An 18,388-nucleotide genomic window follows, 5' to 3' on the forward strand; every position below is an offset into this window, starting at 1 on the left:
CAACATTTTTTAAAAAGTGGAGCCTAGCGGGATCGAACCGCTGACCTCCTGCGTGCAAGGCAGGCGCTCTCCCAGCTGAGCTAAGGCCCCATAAAAGATGGTCGGGAAGACAGGATTCGAACCTGCGACCCCTTGGTCCCAAACCAAGTGCTCTACCAAGCTGAGCTACTTCCCGATCTTAATGGCGCGCCCGAGAGGAGTCGAACCCCTAACCTTTTGATCCGTAGTCAAACGCTCTATCCAATTGAGCTACGGGCGCTTATTTGATAATGCCGAGGGCCGGACTTGAACCGGCACGGTAGTCACCTACCGCAGGATTTTAAGTCCTGTGTGTCTGCCAATTCCACCACCCCGGCGTGGATGGTATAAGCGGAAGACGGGATTCGAACCCGCGACCCCCACCTTGGCAAGGTGGTGTTCTACCACTGAACTACTTCCGCATTACAGGATTTCTTTATTTTATTTGGCAATGCGGGTGAAGGGACTTGAACCCCCACGTCATAAAGACACTAGATCCTAAGTCTAGCGCGTCTGCCAATTCCGCCACACCCGCATGAAACATGGTGAGCCATGAAGGACTCGAACCTTCGACCCTCTGATTAAAAGTCAGATGCTCTACCAACTGAGCTAATGGCTCGCTTTAAAAGCGACTTGTCTATCTTACCATATGAAAGTGGTGCCGGCAAGAGGACTTGAACCCCCAACCTACTGATTACAAGTCAGTTGCTCTACCAGTTGAGCTACACCGGCTTTATCTATCCTAACATTATGTAAGAATAAATATGGTGGAGGATGACGGGCTCGAACCGCCGACCCTCTGCTTGTAAGGCAGATGCTCTCCCAGCTGAGCTAATCCTCCACTATGTAGGAATCTCTCGATCCGACAAAGATTATTATATACAGGTTTTAATCATTTGTAAAGGCTATATTAAAAAAATTTTATTTCAATTTTCATTGCGTATTTCTTTTAACAAATGATTGTCATTTCACCTATTCAAACAGCTGCTGTTCCACGTTCAGCAGCTGAACTTCTCTCTTCTATATTCTCTTTTAAAACGTTCGATTCCTTCAGAAATATTAGCAGTCCCTCATTTTTATACTTTAATGATATATGTAATCTCTTTAGCCATAAGTATTTATAAAAATCATTAGGTACTCTTACTGTTAAGACTGTAGGAAATAAAAATGGAAAAAGAACTTATACAAATTATTGGAAAGAATAGTTATAATAAGATTAAATTTGATTAGAGGTGATTCTGATGGCTTTAACAAAAGGTTGGAAAGTAACTATTTATTCTATTTTGGGGTTATTTGCTTTAGGGATGATTATAGGTTTTGCTTCATTTTTAAATATTTAAAGTATTATTCTTTGATCAAAAAGCAGGCTCCTCATGGGAAAAATGCTTGGGTGACCTCGGATAATAAGGCAGCTGTAACTGGTAACTTTTATTATAATATTGGACCTTTAAAGGATTTGTCTGTTGGTTTATAGGCTTACACATCTTTAATTTCCCTATATAAGCTGATACTCTGTCTCTCTATTGTTTTTTTATAGATATGTTTTATGCGATAGGCTCATTTTCTCTTTATATCCAAGTATTTTACACGCTGCTTGTGAACATAAAATGAAGCCACGATCTTTTATCAAACAAGTGCATAAATGTACCCTCAACTTGCACAAAAAAGATCAGTTCCAACTGGAACTGATCCTTATAGAAGCTTGGCGGCGTCCTACTCTCACAGGGGGAAACCCCCAACTACCATCGGCGCTGAAGAGCTTAACTTCCGTGTTCGGTATGGGAACGGGTGTGACCTCTTCGCTATCGCCACCAAACCTGATGGAGAGAATGTTCTCTCAAAACTAGATAACAATGTTCATGCTTCACAATAGAATATAGGTTAAGTCCTCGATCTATTAGTATCTGTCAGCTCCACGTGTCACCACGCTTCCACCTCAGACCTATCAACCTGATCATCTTTCAGGGATCTTACTTCCTTACGGAATGGGAAATCTCATCTTGAGGGGGGCTTCATGCTTAGATGCTTTCAGCACTTATCCCGTCCGCACATAGCTACCCAGCGATGCCCTTGGCAGAACAACTGGTACACCAGCGGTGCGTCCATCCCGGTCCTCTCGTACTAAGGACAGCTCCTCTCAAATTTCCTGCGCCCGCGACGGATAGGGACCGAACTGTCTCACGACGTTCTGAACCCAGCTCGCGTACCGCTTTAATGGGCGAACAGCCCAACCCTTGGGACCGACTACAGCCCCAGGATGCGATGAGCCGACATCGAGGTGCCAAACCTCCCCGTCGATGTGGACTCTTGGGGGAGATAAGCCTGTTATCCCCGGGGTAGCTTTTATCCGTTGAGCGATGGCCCTTCCATGCGGAACCACCGGATCACTAAGCCCGACTTTCGTCCCTGCTCGACTTGTAGGTCTCGCAGTCAAGCTCCCTTGTGCCTTTACACTCTGCGAATGATTTCCAACCATTCTGAGGGAACCTTTGGGCGCCTCCGTTACATTTTAGGAGGCGACCGCCCCAGTCAAACTGCCCACCTGACACTGTCTCCCTGCCCGATAAGGGCAGCGGGTTAGAAGGTCAATACAGCCAGGGTAGTATCCCACCGATGCCTCCACCGAAGCTAGCGCTCCGGTTTCCAAGGCTCCTACCTATCCTGTACAAGCTGTACCAACATTCAATATCAGGCTGCAGTAAAGCTCCACGGGGTCTTTCCGTCCTGTCGCGGGTAACCTGCATCTTCACAGGTACTATAATTTCACCGAGTCTCTCGTTGAGACAGTGCCCAGATCGTTGCGCCTTTCGTGCGGGTCGGAACTTACCCGACAAGGAATTTCGCTACCTTAGGACCGTTATAGTTACGGCCGCCGTTTACTGGGGCTTCAATTCGCACCTTCGCTTACGCTAAGCGCTCCTCTTAACCTTCCAGCACCGGGCAGGCGTCAGCCCCTATACTTCGCCTTACGGCTTCGCAGAGACCTGTGTTTTTGCTAAACAGTCGCCTGGGCCTATTCACTGCGGCTTCTCGGGGCTTTAACACCCTAAGAAGCACCCCTTCTCCCGAAGTTACGGGGTCATTTTGCCGAGTTCCTTAACGAGAGTTCTCTCGATCACCTTAGGATTCTCTCCTCGCCTACCTGTGTCGGTTTGCGGTACGGGCACCTCTCACCTCGCTAGAGGCTTTTCTTGGCAGTGTGGAATCAGGAACTTCGCTACTAAATTTCGCTCGCCATCACAGCTCAGCCTTTACGGGAAACGGATTTGCCTATTTCCCAGCCTAACTGCTTGGACGCGGATATCCAATACCGCGCTTACCCTATCCTCCTGCGTCCCCCCATTGCTCAAATGGTGAGGAGGTGGTACAGGAATATCAACCTGTTGTCCATCGCCTACGCCTTTCGGCCTCGGCTTAGGTCCCGACTAACCCTGAGCGGACGAGCCTTCCTCAGGAAACCTTAGGCATTCGGTGGACGGGATTCTCACCCGTCTTTCGCTACTCATACCGGCATTCTCACTTCTAAGCGCTCCACCAGTCCTTCCGGTCTGGCTTCACAGCCCTTAGAACGCTCTCCTACCACTGTTCGTAAGAACAGTCCGCAGCTTCGGTGATACGTTTAGCCCCGGTACATTTTCGGCGCAGAGTCACTCGACCAGTGAGCTATTACGCACTCTTTAAATGGTGGCTGCTTCTAAGCCAACATCCTGGTTGTCTAAGCAACTCCACATCCTTTTCCACTTAACGTATACTTTGGGACCTTAGCTGGCGGTCTGGGCTGTTTCCCTTTCGACTACGGATCTTATCACTCGCAGTCTGACTCCCAAGGATAAGTCATCGGCATTCGGAGTTTGACTGAATTCGGTAACCCGGTAGGGGCCCCTAGTCCAATCAGTGCTCTACCTCCGAGACTCTTACCTTGAGGCTAGCCCTAAAGCTATTTCGGAGAGAACCAGCTATCTCCAGGTTCGATTGGCATTTCACCCCTACCCACACCTCATCCCCGCACTTTTCAACGTGCGTGGGTTCGGGCCTCCATTCAGTGTTACCTGAACTTCACCCTGGACATGGGTAGATCACCTGGTTTCGGGTCTACGACCACGTACTCATGCGCCCTATTCAGACTCGCTTTCGCTGCGGCTCCGCATCTTCTGCTTAACCTTGCACGGGATCGTAACTCGCCGGTTCATTCTACAAAAGGCACGCCATCACCCGTTAACGGGCTCTGACTACTTGTAGGCACACGGTTTCAGGATCTATTTCACTCCCCTTCCGGGGTGCTTTTCACCTTTCCCTCACGGTACTGGTTCACTATCGGTCACTAGGGAGTATTTAGCCTTGGGAGATGGTCCTCCCGGATTCCGACGGAATTTCACGTGTTCCGCCGTACTCAGGATCCACTCTGGAGAGAACGACATTTCAGTTACAGGGCTGTTACCTTCTTTGGCGGGCCTTTCCAGACCTCTTCGCTTATATCATTCCTTTGTAACTCCGTATAGAGTGTCCTACAACCCCAAGAGGCAAGCCTCTTGGTTTGGGCTGTTCCCGTTTCGCTCGCCGCTACTCAGGGAATCGCATTTGCTTTCTCTTCCTCCGGGTACTTAGATGTTTCAGTTCCCCGGGTATGCCTTCTCATACTCTATGTATTCAAGTATGGATACTACTCCATTACGAGCAGTGGGTTTCCCCATTCGGAAATCTCCGGATCAAAGCTTGCTTACAGCTCCCCGAAGCATATCGGTGTTCGTCCCGTCCTTCATCGGCTCCTAGTGCCAAGGCATCCACCGTGCGCCCTTTCTAACTTAACCATTTCTTACTTTAGAAAGAATCACTATGTGTGATGAACTTTGCATTGCATTCAATGTGAATGTATTACTTATTGTTATCTAGTTTTCAAAGAACAATCCTGTCTCGCTAGAGACATGTTTTGAAGGAATGATCCTTCAAAACTAAACAAGACGAAAACGTACGCTGCTCCATATATCCTTAGAAAGGAGGTGATCCAGCCGCACCTTCCGATACGGCTACCTTGTTACGACTTCACCCCAATCATCTGCCCCACCTTCGGCGGCTGGCTCCATAAAGGTTACCTCACCGACTTCGGGTGTTGCAAACTCTCGTGGTGTGACGGGCGGTGTGTACAAGGCCCGGGAACGTATTCACCGCGGCATGCTGATCCGCGATTACTAGCGATTCCAGCTTCACGCAGTCGAGTTGCAGACTGCGATCCGAACTGAGAACAGATTTATGGGATTGGCTAAACCTTGCGGTCTTGCAGCCCTTTGTTCTGTCCATTGTAGCACGTGTGTAGCCCAGGTCATAAGGGGCATGATGATTTGACGTCATCCCCACCTTCCTCCGGTTTGTCACCGGCAGTCACCTTAGAGTGCCCAACTAAATGCTGGCAACTAAGATCAAGGGTTGCGCTCGTTGCGGGACTTAACCCAACATCTCACGACACGAGCTGACGACAACCATGCACCACCTGTCACTCTGTCCCCGAAGGGAAAGCCCTATCTCTAGGGTTGTCAGAGGATGTCAAGACCTGGTAAGGTTCTTCGCGTTGCTTCGAATTAAACCACATGCTCCACCGCTTGTGCGGGCCCCCGTCAATTCCTTTGAGTTTCAGTCTTGCGACCGTACTCCCCAGGCGGAGTGCTTAATGCGTTAGCTGCAGCACTAAGGGGCGGAAACCCCCTAACACTTAGCACTCATCGTTTACGGCGTGGACTACCAGGGTATCTAATCCTGTTCGCTCCCCACGCTTTCGCTCCTCAGCGTCAGTTACAGACCAGAGAGTCGCCTTCGCCACTGGTGTTCCTCCACATCTCTACGCATTTCACCGCTACACGTGGAATTCCACTCTCCTCTTCTGCACTCAAGTTTCCCAGTTTCCAATGACCCTCCCCGGTTGAGCCGGGGGCTTTCACATCAGACTTAAGAAACCGCCTGCGAGCCCTTTACGCCCAATAATTCCGGACAACGCTTGCCACCTACGTATTACCGCGGCTGCTGGCACGTAGTTAGCCGTGGCTTTCTGGTTAGGTACCGTCAAGGTGCGAGCAGTTACTCTCGCACTTGTTCTTCCCTAACAACAGAGCTTTACGATCCGAAAACCTTCATCACTCACGCGGCGTTGCTCCGTCAGACTTTCGTCCATTGCGGAAGATTCCCTACTGCTGCCTCCCGTAGGAGTCTGGGCCGTGTCTCAGTCCCAGTGTGGCCGATCACCCTCTCAGGTCGGCTACGCATCGTTGCCTTGGTGGGCCATTACCCCACCAACTAGCTAATGCGCCGCGGGTCCATCTGTAAGTGACAGCCGAAACCGCCTTTCATCCTTGAACCATGCGGTTCAAGGAACTATCCGGTATTAGCTCCGGTTTCCCGGAGTTATCCCAGTCTTACAGGCAGGTTACCCACGTGTTACTCACCCGTCCGCCGCTAACATCCGGGAGCAAGCTCCCTTCTGTCCGCTCGACTTGCATGTATTAGGCACGCCGCCAGCGTTCGTCCTGAGCCAGGATCAAACTCTCCGAGGTATGCAGGATGCATATCACACATGCGTTGCTACACGATGCAGTGAACTTAGCATGTGATCATTTCCTGCCTCGCCAGTTTGACTGACTACCTATAAAATATCATAGGATTTTTTATAAAAACTCGAATTAACAGGTACGTTTTGTCTTGTTTAGTTTTCAAAGATCATCTTCGCCGTCTCTCAGAGGCGACTTTATTAATATAACATTCTACCAAGATAAAGTCAACAACTTTTTTCTTAATGTTATTTATCAACCGCGCTGTTTCAGCGGCGAATACAAATATAACACCTTTTGAAAGAAGAAACAAGTATTTTTTCTAAATAATTTATTTTTCCTTATCTCTTCCTATATATTGATACAAATGCTGCTTATCTCGGGAATTGTCTATTGTTGATCCTGCAGGTCTTTAGTATATTTATAATAGAATGAAACTAAATAACCGCAGGGGGAGCTTTGTGCTGAGAGTGAACATTCGTTGTTCTGACCCTTTGAACCTGTCAGTTAATACTGAAGTAGGAATGTGGAATCACTTGAATACATATGGCGTATTCAAATCGATATGTTTTTCTATGGATAACATACTCATCCTTACATGGTCTCTCCTTGCTCAATTCATGAAAAAGGAGATTTTTTTATGCAGCAATCAAACCAATTGGTACGACTGATGGAAATCGCGATTATGACTTCACTTGCACTTGTATTAGATTACTTATCAGGTCTCTTTTTAAGAATGCCCAATGGCGGTTCTCTTGCGCTGATTATGATTCCCGTCATTCTCATGTCTATTAGATGGGGAATATCTACCGGATTTATCATCGGTGTGTTAATCGCAGGTCTTCAGCTGATGAATAGCCCGATCATCGCTACACCTGTTCAAGGATTCCTCGATTACTTCGTTGCATCTGTTGTCATTTCTTTAAGCGGTCTGTTTTCTGGACTGATCAAAAAAGCCATTCAGGATCAAAAGCGAAAACAGCAATTCTTCTATATTACCTTAGCTGTTTTTATTGCTAGTTTCTTCAGGCTGCTGACGTTCTTTATTTCTGGCGTCGTTTTCTTTTCTCAATATGCACCGAAAGGAACACCAGGATGGGTCTACTCTTTAATTTATAACAGCACATATATGGTTCCTTCATTTATTATTTGCAGTATCGTTCTTTGCATACTCATCCCAAGTGCATCTCGTTTGGTTTTTCCTCATCAAAAATAACCGGCTGATTTCAGCTGGTTATTTTTTTATGCATAATTTGCTGCTCCATGGAATCTATTAATAGTAGAAGATTTCATGCTGGAGGTACGACAATGAGCCCTTACTCCATTATGCTGTGCTGTTATATTCTCAGTCTTGCTTATTTTTTGGCAGGCTTCTATGAAGCTTTAAAAATAGCAGGCGTGAAAGGAAAAGTAGAAGCTTCACCGTTTATTTCTTACATGTTGCTTGCTGTACTCTTCACTTTTTTCTCTCATTATTACTGGAAGCTGACGATTTAATTCGCTGTACATGGTTATTCAATATAGACAGCTCCCATCCATACCCTATTTCATTATGGTTCTCGCCAGCCAGCTCGAACTGGCTGGTAACGACAAAACTAGGTTGAAGTTTTTGATAAAATTGTTTTGCCGAATTTTGTTCAAACACCCATAGCATCAACTTCTGATACCCTTTTTCTATTAAATAATCGACACCTTTAGCAATTAAGGCAATACCCGCACCTGATTTCTGTTTCTGTTGTAATAAATAGATGGCATATAGCTCTCCATCATATGTAGAATAACGTTCGTCACGTTGTTTTCCGAAAGAAGCAAAACCAAATACGCCATCCGCATCTTCTGCGACAAACGTGCCTTCAAGCGATCTTTTTCTCCAGCTCTCTTCCCGATCTTCAATGTTTAAACCATCTAAATACTCCTGCGAAATAATTCCTTGATAAGTCGTCTGCCAGCTTTTCACATGAATCTCAGCGATATTTGGAATATCCTGATGCACCGCATGTCTCACCTTCACCCGCGCCACTCCTATTCACTGTTTTTATCCTATTTAGATTATGATAAACTCTTATTTTTTAAAATTCAATCTATAAAGGATATCCGTTGACATTTTGTCAACACACCTTTATATTGGGTACGACTTCTTCTATAGAAGAGTTGATACATAATGAAAAGGATGGCGTAGGAGATGGATATGAAGACAACTGAGCTTGGGCAGATTTTAAGGGAAAAATTGCAGCAACGCTCTTTATCTTTAAGAGAGCTCAGCTCATACACAGGAATTGATAAAGCGACACTGTCCAGAATCATGAATGGAAAAAGAAAACCCACTTTGAATCATCTGCAGCGGCTTTCAGATTCTCTGAACATATCATTAGATCAACTATTGACTGCTTCAGGGTATCCAATTAAAAACAAAAAAGCGCACGATGATACGTTCATTCAAGCGGTAGAAGAGATTGAAAAAACACTGAAAGATCAAGAGGTCTACGACGGTACGTTTAGTCAGACCAAATTGGAACAAAAGTTAAACGAATACGAAGCATACAGCCAAACAGCTGAAGGTAAAGAAACGATTACGGCAAAGTTTGAAAAAAAGATGAAGACGCTAAGCGGCGTCGGACCATTTCTTGAGCAGTTGAAAAACATGTACAGTTTATTCATAAATGAACGGGGGACTCCTCGAGAATTGATGCTGATGGGGGGCGCACTCCTTTATTTCATTATGCCTGTTGATTTAATACCAGATTATATTTTTCCGATCGGCTATATTGATGACGCTGCCGCCGTGCAAGTCGTATTAAACCAACTGACAAATAGGGCATAGCAGGAAAAGAAGCCATGAAAAAACAGTACAGCATTGACTTCGCACTTTTACTCACTGTTATTTGTTTATTTGTCATCAGCCTGCTGGCTGTTTATAGCGGATCGGGACAGTATGAAACGCAAGATATGTTTTATTTCGTCAAAAGGCAAATTTTCTGGTATATCGTTGGTTTCGGTCTCATGGCAGCAGTTGCCTACTTTGATTATGAGCTGCTTGAGCGTTTATCTTTTCGGTTATTTGCAGGTGGTATTTTTCTCATTATTCTTGTGCATTTTTTCGGAACGAGTCAAAATGGTTCCCAAAGGTGGATCAGCTTCGCTTCAATCAAAATTCAGCCATCAGAGTTCATGAAAATTTTTGTGATCCTGCTGCTTGCGGCTGTCTTGAACCAATACAAGCACCAGCGATTTTCTTTTCAAGAAAGCATCATTCCTACAACTAAAGTCATTTGCTGGACTATCGTCCCTTTTTTTCTCATCCTAATTCAGCCTGATTTAGGAACAGCGCTCGTGATCTTATCCATTGCCTTTACACTGATGCTTGTATCAGGGATTTCGAGCAAGATGATGGCTGCATTAATGGCTGCTTTTCTTGCACTTCTTGCCTTTTTGATCTATCTGCACAATCATCATTTTGATCATTTTACGAAAATCATTAAGCCTCATCAGCTTGATCGCATTTATGGGTGGCTCTCTCCTGATGAATTTGATTCAACATATGGGTATCAGCTGAAACAATCGATACTCGGCATTGGATCAGGTCAATTATCAGGAAACGGTTTTACAAAGGGGCATCAAGTACAAGGTGGCAATATCCCTGAAGCTCATACGGATTTTATATTTGCCGTCATTGGTGAGGAATTTGGTTTTATTGGCGCCTCTCTTTTGATGTGTCTGTACTTAATGATGATTTACCGAATCATTCACGTGGCTATGCACGCTAATACACTCTATGGATTATACATATGTGCAGGTGTCGTTGGGCTGATCATGTTTCAAGTTTTCCAAAACGTAGGGATGACAATCGGTTTAATGCCTGTGACGGGACTTGCACTTCCTTTTATCAGCTATGGAGGCAGTGCACTTTTGACCAACATGATCGCCATTGGTCTCGTGTTTAGTGTCAATCTTAGATCATCATCCTATATGTTTGGTCGCAATTGGGGTTGAAGATGATGACATTCCTTTTTTCTCACCTCAAAAGAATCGACCGCATTCTTGTTGGTACGATTGTGTTTCTCTGCTTATTTGGTTTACTGATGGTCTACAGTGCAAGTTATCCTTTAGGAGAAGTGAAGTATGAACAGGGCAGCTATTTCTTTATCAAACAATGGCAATGGCTCTTGATGGGGGGATTCTTTTTCTTCATTGCCGCTCTTGTCCCTTATCAGATTTATCTCAAATGGATGAAGTGGCTTGTCTTGCTGTCATTGTTATGTCTCATCCTAGTCCTGCTTCCTGGAATTGGTGTTGTCAAAAATAATTCACAGCGGTGGATTCATCTAGGGTCTCTCATGCTCCAGCCTTCTGAAGCTGTGAAACTAGTGATGGTGATCTATTTTGCCTATGTGTATGCGAAAAAACAAGCGTACATTACATCTTTTAAAAAAGGTGTAATGCCGCCACTCATTCTTTTAGGGATTGTTTTTTTATTGATCTTAAAGCAGCCGGATTTAGGCACAGCTGTGTCTATTTTATTAAGCTGCGGCATTATTTTATTATGCGCTGGACTGAAAACGCGCCACCTTATTTTGCTGGGATCGACTGCCGCAGCGGGAATCACTTTTTTTGCTGTGACAGCTCCTTACCGTTTAAAACGGCTGACTTCTTTTCGTAATCCTTTTCAGTATGAAAATGGGGATGGATATCAGCTGATTCATTCGTATTACGCGATGAATTCAGGCGGGCTGACGGGAAATGGCTTAGGCGGAAGCATTCAAAAACTGGGCTTTCTTCCTGAAGCTCATACAGATTTTATCATGGCCATCATCAGCGAAGAACTGGGAATCATGGGGATTTTGCTTGTGATTGCTGCATATCTCCTCATCATGTATCGAGCCATGCGAATTGTACAAGCTTTACACGACCCATTTGGAAAACTGTTAACGATCGGGCTTACGTTTCAAATCATGCTCCAAGCAGTCTTTAATTTAGGCGCTGTCTTTGGTCTTCTTCCGATCACAGGCATTCCGCTTCCCTTTATAAGCTATGGCGGCTCCTCCTTAGTGTTTATGATGATATCGGCTGGTATTCTCGTGAATCTTTCTTCATATGTAAAAAGGAATCCATATCGGGCGCATGCCAAATAGACACCTTCTGATGGAAGGTGTCTATTGATGTTATTCTTCTTTTTGAGTATCAGCGATCTCTTTTGTTCTTGGTTGTTTGATCTCGTTTGTCAGCTCTTGAATGCTTTGCTTCACATTGCCTTTACCGGAAAAGTTCTCAATAATTTCTTTCACATCTATTCCAGAGGATGCTTTCAGGCTTTCTTGCAGACTGGACATGAGGTTTGTGGCATAGCCAGTGACTTTATTAGCACCGCTGCCTTCTCCGTTACCGCCCGTATCCACAACAGTAATTTTATCAATGTTAGAAAGTGGTGCAGATACTTGCTTCGCATATTCAGGTAGCATTTTCACAATCATATCAAGAATGGCTGCCTGACCATACTGTTCGAACGCTTCCGCAATTTTCTCTTTCGCTTCCGCTTCCGCAAGTCCTTTTAGTCTAATGACTTCTGCTTCTGTTTCCCCTTTTGCACGATCCGCTTCCGCTTTGGCAAGCCCATCAATTCGGACTTTCTCAGCTTCTGCTTTGGCCATTGCTTCAATGCTGTATTTCTTGGCATCTGCTTCTGCAAGGCGTTTTGCTTTTTCCGCCGCAGCTGACTGCTCAACCGCATAACGGTCCGCATCTGCTTTCTTTTTCACTTCAGAATCGTATTGACGTTCACGACGCTGAATCTCTTTTTCTTCTAATTCAATTTGTTTCTGACGCTCAATGATTTTGACTTGCATTTCTTGTTCAGTTACGTGCTGTCGGTTACGAGCTGTTTCTAGATCGTACGCTTGGTCAGCACTTGCTTTTGCCGTATCCTGTTCACGTCTGAATTCTGCTCTTTTCAGCTCATTAATCTTTTCTGCTTCAGCGATTTCAGTAGCACGCTCAAGCTCAGATTTCTTCGCATCTTTATCTGCTTCGGCACGTTTGATACGTGTTTCTTTATCTGCTTCAGCTGTTGCAATATCTGCATCACGTTTTACTTGGGCAATTCTTGGTTTACCTAGAGATTCTAAATAGCCATTTTTATCACGAACATCTTTAATCGTAAACGATACAATGACAAGACCCATTTTCGCTAAATCTTGAGAAGCGACACGTTGTACTTCTTGAGAAAATTTCTCTCTGTTTTTATAAATCTCTTCAACTGTCATTGATCCTAAGATGGAACGAAGGTGGCCTTCTAATACTTCTCTCGCTTCGTTTTCGCGGTCTTCTTTTGTTTTCCCTAAAAACTGCTCTGCAGCAGTCGCGATTTCTTCAATCGATCCGCCAATTTTAATGATGGCTGTTCCATCCGCCATGACCGGTACACCTTGTTCGGTATAGACTTCAGGTGTTGAAACATCTAGCTTGCTAGATAGTAAGCTGAGCGGCTCCGCTTGTTGAAAGACTGGAAGTACAAAGGTACCGCCGCCTCTCACAATCTTAATCTTGTTTCCACCTTCATCCACGTGGACATTTTTACTTCCTAGGTAACTTCCTGTGACGATTAATGCTTCATCTGGACCTGCTGTCCGGTATTTAGAAACAAATACACCAATAAGTGCAATAAGAATCACAAGCACAATTCCAATGATCACTAAAATCGTTGTTCCTGGCATAGCATTCCCTCCTAGATTTCTTCATTTGGTATAACAGATAAGACGCCTTTGTTCACTTCGACAACTAGCACACGGGTTCCATATGGAATCTCCTCTTGGTCGAAACTGACAGCTGGCTTTGAGATTTTCCCGCTATTACTGATTAACAGCACTTCTCCAAATCCGTCTTTTGGAACAGATACAATGATCTCCCCAGTTCTTCCTTTTAATTCGGCTTCCGTATAAGAGAGAGATTCTTCAGCAGAGGAAAGCGGGACTAATACAAATACATTCAAACAGGTCACAAGGATCACTGCGAGGATGGCAGATAATACTGCGCCAAGTCCACTTCCTACAATTGCTGTTTTTTCAGAGATAAACCCTCCAGCCGAGAAAAAGGTAAGAAATGCGAGGATCAATGTTGGTTGAAGGAATGGAACAGGGATCGCTTCAAATAATCCATCAAATACATCGCCGAAAAAGACGAAAACAAGTGTCAGGATTCCTGATATCATTAATATGTATAAATACAGCGTCTGAAGAGGCAGCCCGAACACATCCATCTTCCTCATCCTTTCTTCATGAAATGAACATCTTTTGTTTCATTTAGACCACACCCACCTCCAATGTATTCCTTCTAACAGGTAATACGAACCACTTTTGTAAAGGTTTCATATTTCATCACAATTCTTCAAAGGGATTTTCGGATAGCTCAAGAATGATTGTCATGTACCATTATGTTAAAATTTGATCTTGAGGTGATGAAAAAAATGAGTTTATTACATGAAGCGAGACAAGAATTGTGGCACGAGCTGCAAGGGTTGAGCGAAGAACAATTGAACCAAAAATTATCTGATGATACTTGGAGTATTCAAGAGGTAGCAGATCATTTAAAGAAAATGGACCTAGTTGCAGCAAAACATCTAGCTGCTGAGGGTAAAAAAGCACCGATTAAAGAATATGAACCAAAGCCGGTAGAAATGGCAGAGGACCGTTCGAAAAAAGCCACTGCGCCTAGTATTGTTGAGCCTGAGCGCAAGCATGTCACACCTACACATTTAAAGGATGAGCTCGATACTGCACGTGAGCAGCTTAATCAAATTCTATCAACATTTACTGAGGAAGATTTCAAACGCGTCATTGCACACCCTGTGTTTAAAGAGCTATCCCTTAAGCAATACCTTGATTTTATCGGCGCACACGAAAAACGCCATATTCATCAAATCAAAGAAATTAAAGAACAACTATAAAACATAAAAAAGACTCCCTTTAGGGAGCCTCAGATTGTTGACAAAGGGCTAAAATGATTTTGATTTTAGCCCTTTGTCTTCTTTTCAGCGTGATAGAAAACCTTTGCAGTCTAGGAAGGACGAGCACCGAAGCGGAGCGAATTTGACATTCGTGAGCATCGGCGCACAGGACTGACACCGAATGCGAGGGTTTGTCTACATGCTGGGACTCCCTTTAGGGAGCCTTTTTTCATGGTTACACCGTTTTAGGTGTTAACTCAAAGCAGCGAGCATAAATCCATTTGTACGCTTTTTCGTTTAAATCTCTTGGATTGCCAACTGTTTGCGGATCTTTCATCGCTTCTTTAGATAAACGATCAATCATATCTTTTGATACACCTTGTTCTTCTAATGAAGGAACTTCTAAATCCTCCACTAAATCATACATCCAGTTCACAGCTGCTTTGGCTGCTTCCTCTGTTGTCATTCTGCTTGTATCAATCCCAAACGCTTGCGCAATTCGAGCGAATTTTTCCGGATACCCTTTCCAGTTATACTCCATCACTGGTCCCATCATCGCTGCAACACACTGACCGTGCGCTACAGGAATAATACCTCCGAGTGTTTGACTCATCGCATGTGCAGCTCCAGCTGATTCACTTCCATAAGAAAGCCCGGCAAGCATCGCAGCTTGTGCCATTCCATATCTGGCTTCTAAGTCCTCGCCATCAGCAAAGGCACGGCGAATATAATGAGCAGCATATTCAATTGCCATGAGCGCTACCGCATCTGTAATCGGCTGAGCAAATTTCATCGTATAGCATTCAATCGCGTGAGCAAGCGCGTCAATTCCAGTCATTGCTGTCACATGAGGCGGCATGGATACATGAAGCTCTGGGTCAATGACTGTTAGATGAGCTGCAATGAGAGGACCGCCAGTATTGAATTTAAATTCTCGTTCTTCATCAGTAATGACCGCCCACTGCGTTACCTCTGAACCTGTACCAGCTGTTGTCGGAATAGTGGTTAAAGGCGGGATTCTGTTTTCTAGCGGTTTTTTTCCCTCTGCCGCTTCGTAATCAAGGACTGAGCCTTCATGAGTCGCCTCTACTCCGATTGCCTTTGCTGTATCCATTGAACTCCCGCCGCCTACTGCGACTAATCCATTACAGCCTTCTTTTTCATATAAAGCAGATCCTTCGTTCACTAGGCGGACTGGCGGATTTGGCTCTACTTTATCAAATAGAACGACATCGATTTGTGCTTCTTTTAATGAAGCAACTACTGGGTCCACCACGCCGGCTTGATAAATACCAGGGTCTGTTACAAGCAATACCTTTGAAACGCCGTACGCTTTCACTTCTTCCCCAATATGTTTCACTGCACCAATGCCGTGTTTGATAACAGTCGGAATTTCAAATGTGTGGAATTTCTGCATGCTTTCAATTTTCATATTTAGTGTCATAAAGAATCTCCTCCAAATGCTTAATTTTTATTTAAACCAATGAACCGCTTCAGGTTTTGTATTTCGATATAAATGCTTCAGCTCCGTATATTCTTCAAGTCCCGTGCGTCCTAATTCGCGCCCAATGCCTGATTGCTTGTAGCCACCCCAAGGGGCTTGAGCGAAATAAGGATGGAAGTCATTGATCCAAACCGTGCCCAATCTTAATTGTCGAGCCACTCTTTCGGCCTTGCTGATATCAGAAGACCACACAGCTCCCGCTAATCCGTAAATCGTATCATTTGCCAGCTTGATGACTTCTTCCTCTGTACGGAAGGTTTCGACTGTCAGGACAGGTCCAAAGACTTCTTCCTGCACAATCCGCATATCTGACGTGCAGCCTGAGAATATGGTCGGCAAGTAGAAGAACCCATTTTGCAACTCCTCTGCGTCAGGTCTTTTTCCGCCTGTCTCTAACTTAGCGCCTTCTTCTAAACCAATGCTGACGTATTTTTCTACTTTTTCTCGATGCTCAGCTGAGATGAGCGGCCCGCTCTGGGTGTCTTCATCAAAGCCGCTGCCTAGCTTGATTTTTTTCGTACGCTTCACCAGTTCTTCTAAAAATTCATCATGAATGGATTCTTCCACCAGCAAACGTGAACCTGCTGAACACACTTGCCCTGCATGGAAAAACACAGCATTCATTGCCTGGTCAACCGCTACGTCTAAATCAGCATCTTGAAACACAATATTCGGATTCTTTCCGCCAAGCTCAAGGGCTATTTTTTTCACATTCCCGCTGGCTCCCTGCATAATTTTCTTCCCTGTTTCAATACCGCCTGTAAATGAAATCAGATCTACTTGATCATTTACAGCAAGCTCATCCCCAACGGTTGCTCCAGGTCCAAGCACTAGGTTTGCAACGCCTGCTGGAACGCCCGCTTCTTCCATGAGTTTAAATATTTTTATTGTGGTGAGTGGTGTGATTTCACTTGGCTTTAGAACGATTGTATTTCCCGCCGCAAGTGCAGGAGCGATTTTCCAGCTTGCTTGAAGCAATGGATAGTTCCAAGGAGTGATTTGTCCGCATACACCGACAGGCTCTCTGACTAATTCACTTTTCGAGTCTGGAATTGGTGATGCAATGATTTCCCCGCCCTCTTTATCAGCCAGACCTGCGTAATATTGGAATACGTTCGCAATATCGTCCATATCTGCCTTGCTTTCCTCTAATGTTTTGCCTGTATCAAGAGATTCCAATTTGGCTAGTTCATCAAGATCACGTCTAATCAAACCAGCTATCTTAAACACAATATTTCCTCTTTCAAGTCCAGGCAGGTTTGCCCAGTCCCCTTGATCGAAGGCTTTTCTCGCTGCTTTAATGGCTAGCTGCGCGTCATTTCTAGATCCTTCGCTGACTGTCGCGATCACTTCTTGATTGAACGGATTGATGATATCCCTTGTTTCGCTACTTTTAGCGCCAACCCATTGCCCGTCTATAAATAGTGTTTGACTCATAGAAGGAACCTCCTCTGATTCTCTTTGGTAAGTTTGTTAAATAAAAATTTAACGTTTTGAACACAATTAACTTATCATGTTCAAATTTTTCTGTCAAAAGGAGATATGCTTCAATTATTTTGACATTTTGTATTCTTTCGTTAACATATAGTCCATAAAGATTTTTTTGAACGGATTGAATTTTCTTAATAGAAAGCAGGGACAAAATGAAAAAGCAGGAAAAACCGCAAGCAGAAGATCGTATTTTAGCTGCTAAAGATCTAGTCATTGATTCCATAGCTGAAACGATGGATCTCTATGGCATTACAAGAAGTGCAGGTATTCTATATGGAACGATGTATTTAAATGAGGAAATGACACTGGATGAAATGCGTGAAGAGCTGCAAATGAGTAAGCCGAGTATGAGCACGGGTGTGAAAAAGCTGCAAGACATGAATATTGTCAAAAAGACGTTTCACCGTGGCCGAAGAAAACACAGCTTTGTTGCGGAAAAAGACTTTTTTAAGTTTTTCACGAGCTTCTTTCCGCAAAAATGGGAACGTGAGGTCGAGGTCAATTTAGCGGCAATTGAAGAAGCGCAAGAGCAGCTTCAAGAGGTGGCGTGTGATGATCAGCTGGAGGAACATGTAAGAGAAGAAGCGCAGCAGCTCATTGAGCAGCTTGAAAGCTCAAAAGCCTATTATGACTGGCTGAGACGATTAGCCCATTCTGTTCATTCTGGTGAAATTTTTGACTATATTCCGATTGAACAGAAAGAAAAATAGACGATGTGTTTACGTTTTACAGCTTGAATTTCAGAGGAGGATTGATTATAATAAATTATGTCTTCATACCTCGGGGCATTAGCTCAGCTGGGAGAGCGCTACGCTGGCAGCGTAGAGGTCAGCGGTTCGATCCCGCTATGCTCCATACACAAAACCATTCTTGTAAAATCAAGGATGGTTTTTTTATGTACATATC

General features: G+C 44.4%; 11 protein-coding genes, 10 tRNA genes, 3 rRNA genes and 1 riboswitch. Of the genes, 7 read left to right on the forward strand and 17 right to left on the reverse strand.

Features of this window, described 5'->3' with window-relative positions; genetic code table 11:
• Window positions 1–17: 17 nt before the first annotated feature.
• The 12 genes from M1D81_RS14535 to M1D81_RS14590 all read right to left on the reverse strand — a co-directional run bounded on the left by M1D81_RS14535 (window position 18) and on the right by M1D81_RS14590 (window position 6,557).
• A tRNA-Ala gene (locus tag M1D81_RS14535) sits at window positions 18–90 on the reverse strand.
• Between the two features lie 8 nt (window positions 91–98).
• Window positions 99–175: transfer RNA gene (locus M1D81_RS14540), tRNA-Pro, on the reverse strand.
• A 7-nt stretch (window positions 176–182) separates the two neighbouring features.
• Window positions 183–259 (reverse strand) — tRNA-Arg (locus M1D81_RS14545).
• 11 nt (window positions 260–270) lie between these two features.
• Window positions 271–356 (reverse strand) — tRNA-Leu (locus tag M1D81_RS14550).
• A 12-nt stretch (window positions 357–368) separates the two neighbouring features.
• Window positions 369–440 (reverse strand) — tRNA-Gly (locus M1D81_RS14555).
• A 30-nt stretch (window positions 441–470) separates the two neighbouring features.
• Window positions 471–553 (reverse strand) — tRNA-Leu (locus M1D81_RS14560).
• Between the two features lie 8 nt (window positions 554–561).
• A tRNA-Lys gene (locus tag M1D81_RS14565) sits at window positions 562–637 on the reverse strand.
• A gap of 37 nt (window positions 638–674) precedes the next feature.
• Window positions 675–750, reverse strand: a tRNA-Thr gene (locus M1D81_RS14570).
• 33 nt (window positions 751–783) lie between these two features.
• Window positions 784–859: transfer RNA gene (locus tag M1D81_RS14575), tRNA-Val, on the reverse strand.
• A gap of 859 nt (window positions 860–1,718) precedes the next feature.
• A 5S ribosomal RNA gene (gene rrf / locus M1D81_RS14580) occupies window positions 1,719–1,834 on the reverse strand.
• Window positions 1,835–1,895: 61 nt separating this feature from the next.
• Window positions 1,896–4,826 (reverse strand): 23S ribosomal RNA (locus M1D81_RS14585).
• 182 nt (window positions 4,827–5,008) lie between these two features.
• Window positions 5,009–6,557 (reverse strand): 16S ribosomal RNA (locus tag M1D81_RS14590).
• Together the 16S, 23S and 5S rRNA genes form the textbook arrangement of a ribosomal RNA operon.
• A 434-nt stretch (window positions 6,558–6,991) precedes the next feature.
• A riboswitch (TPP riboswitch) is annotated at window positions 6,992–7,093 on the forward strand.
• A 98-nt stretch (window positions 7,094–7,191) separates the two neighbouring features.
• On the opposite strand from M1D81_RS14590, the gene thiT reads away from it, so the two are divergent.
• Entirely contained in the window at window positions 7,192–7,767 is a 576-nt protein-coding gene (gene thiT, locus M1D81_RS14595) for an energy-coupled thiamine transporter ThiT (RefSeq protein ID WP_056765981.1), read from the forward strand.
• 240 nt (window positions 7,768–8,007) lie between these two features.
• Here the strand turns inward: thiT and M1D81_RS14600 are convergent, their stop codons facing one another.
• Window positions 8,008–8,562, reverse strand: a complete 555-nt coding sequence (locus M1D81_RS14600) for an N-acetyltransferase family protein (protein WP_456266532.1) — start codon at window positions 8,560–8,562, stop codon at window positions 8,008–8,010.
• Between the two features lie 171 nt (window positions 8,563–8,733).
• Between M1D81_RS14600 and M1D81_RS14605 the strand changes: the two genes are divergently transcribed.
• The 3 genes from M1D81_RS14605 to ftsW are packed head-to-tail and all read left to right on the forward strand — an operon-like array spanning window position 8,734 to window position 11,680.
• Window positions 8,734–9,372 carry a DUF1232 domain-containing protein gene (locus M1D81_RS14605; RefSeq protein ID WP_456266531.1) on the forward strand — a complete coding sequence of 213 codons (639 nt, stop codon included), beginning with the start codon at window positions 8,734–8,736 and terminating at the stop codon, window positions 9,370–9,372.
• A 14-nt stretch (window positions 9,373–9,386) separates the two neighbouring features.
• On the forward strand, window positions 9,387–10,541 hold the full coding sequence (gene rodA, locus M1D81_RS14610) for a rod shape-determining protein RodA (protein ID WP_456266530.1): 1,155 nt from the start codon (window positions 9,387–9,389) through the stop codon (window positions 10,539–10,541).
• A 5-nt stretch (window positions 10,542–10,546) separates the two neighbouring features.
• A complete protein-coding gene (ftsW, locus tag M1D81_RS14615; RefSeq protein ID WP_456267107.1) occupies window positions 10,547–11,680 on the forward strand; it encodes a putative lipid II flippase FtsW in 1,134 nt (377 codons plus the stop codon).
• Window positions 11,681–11,710: 30 nt separating this feature from the next.
• Here ftsW and M1D81_RS14620 read toward each other — a convergent pair whose 3' ends face one another.
• Window positions 11,711–13,258 (reverse strand): SPFH domain-containing protein, encoded by a 1,548-nt coding sequence (locus tag M1D81_RS14620; RefSeq protein ID WP_456266529.1) that lies wholly within the window; start codon window positions 13,256–13,258, stop codon window positions 11,711–11,713.
• 11 nt (window positions 13,259–13,269) lie between these two features.
• Complete coding sequence (locus M1D81_RS14625; RefSeq protein WP_456266528.1) at window positions 13,270–13,800, reverse strand: hypothetical protein; 531 nt, start codon at window positions 13,798–13,800, stop codon at window positions 13,270–13,272.
• Window positions 13,801–14,007: 207 nt separating this feature from the next.
• On the opposite strand from M1D81_RS14625, the gene M1D81_RS14630 reads away from it, so the two are divergent.
• Window positions 14,008–14,487 (forward strand): DinB family protein, encoded by a 480-nt coding sequence (locus M1D81_RS14630; protein ID WP_024423236.1) that lies wholly within the window; start codon window positions 14,008–14,010, stop codon window positions 14,485–14,487.
• A 235-nt stretch (window positions 14,488–14,722) separates the two neighbouring features.
• Here M1D81_RS14630 and M1D81_RS14635 read toward each other — a convergent pair whose 3' ends face one another.
• Both M1D81_RS14635 and betB read right to left on the reverse strand, forming a co-directional pair.
• Entirely contained in the window at window positions 14,723–15,931 is a 1,209-nt protein-coding gene (locus tag M1D81_RS14635; protein ID WP_456266527.1) for an iron-containing alcohol dehydrogenase, read from the reverse strand.
• 27 nt (window positions 15,932–15,958) lie between these two features.
• On the reverse strand, window positions 15,959–17,428 hold the full coding sequence (gene betB, locus M1D81_RS14640; RefSeq protein WP_456266526.1) for a betaine-aldehyde dehydrogenase: 1,470 nt from the start codon (window positions 17,426–17,428) through the stop codon (window positions 15,959–15,961).
• 206 nt (window positions 17,429–17,634) lie between these two features.
• Here betB and cudC point away from each other — a divergent pair, with 206 nt between their 5' ends.
• The gene (cudC, locus tag M1D81_RS14645) at window positions 17,635–18,192 is read left to right on the forward strand and encodes a choline uptake/conversion transcriptional regulator CudC (protein ID WP_456266525.1); all 558 of its coding nucleotides are present in this window, start codon (window positions 17,635–17,637) and stop codon (window positions 18,190–18,192) included.
• A 72-nt stretch (window positions 18,193–18,264) separates the two neighbouring features.
• Window positions 18,265–18,337, forward strand: a tRNA-Ala gene (locus tag M1D81_RS14650).
• The last annotated feature ends 51 nt before the right edge of the window (window positions 18,338–18,388 follow it).

It is taken from the genome of Bacillus sp. JZ105, from assembly GCF_053903125.1.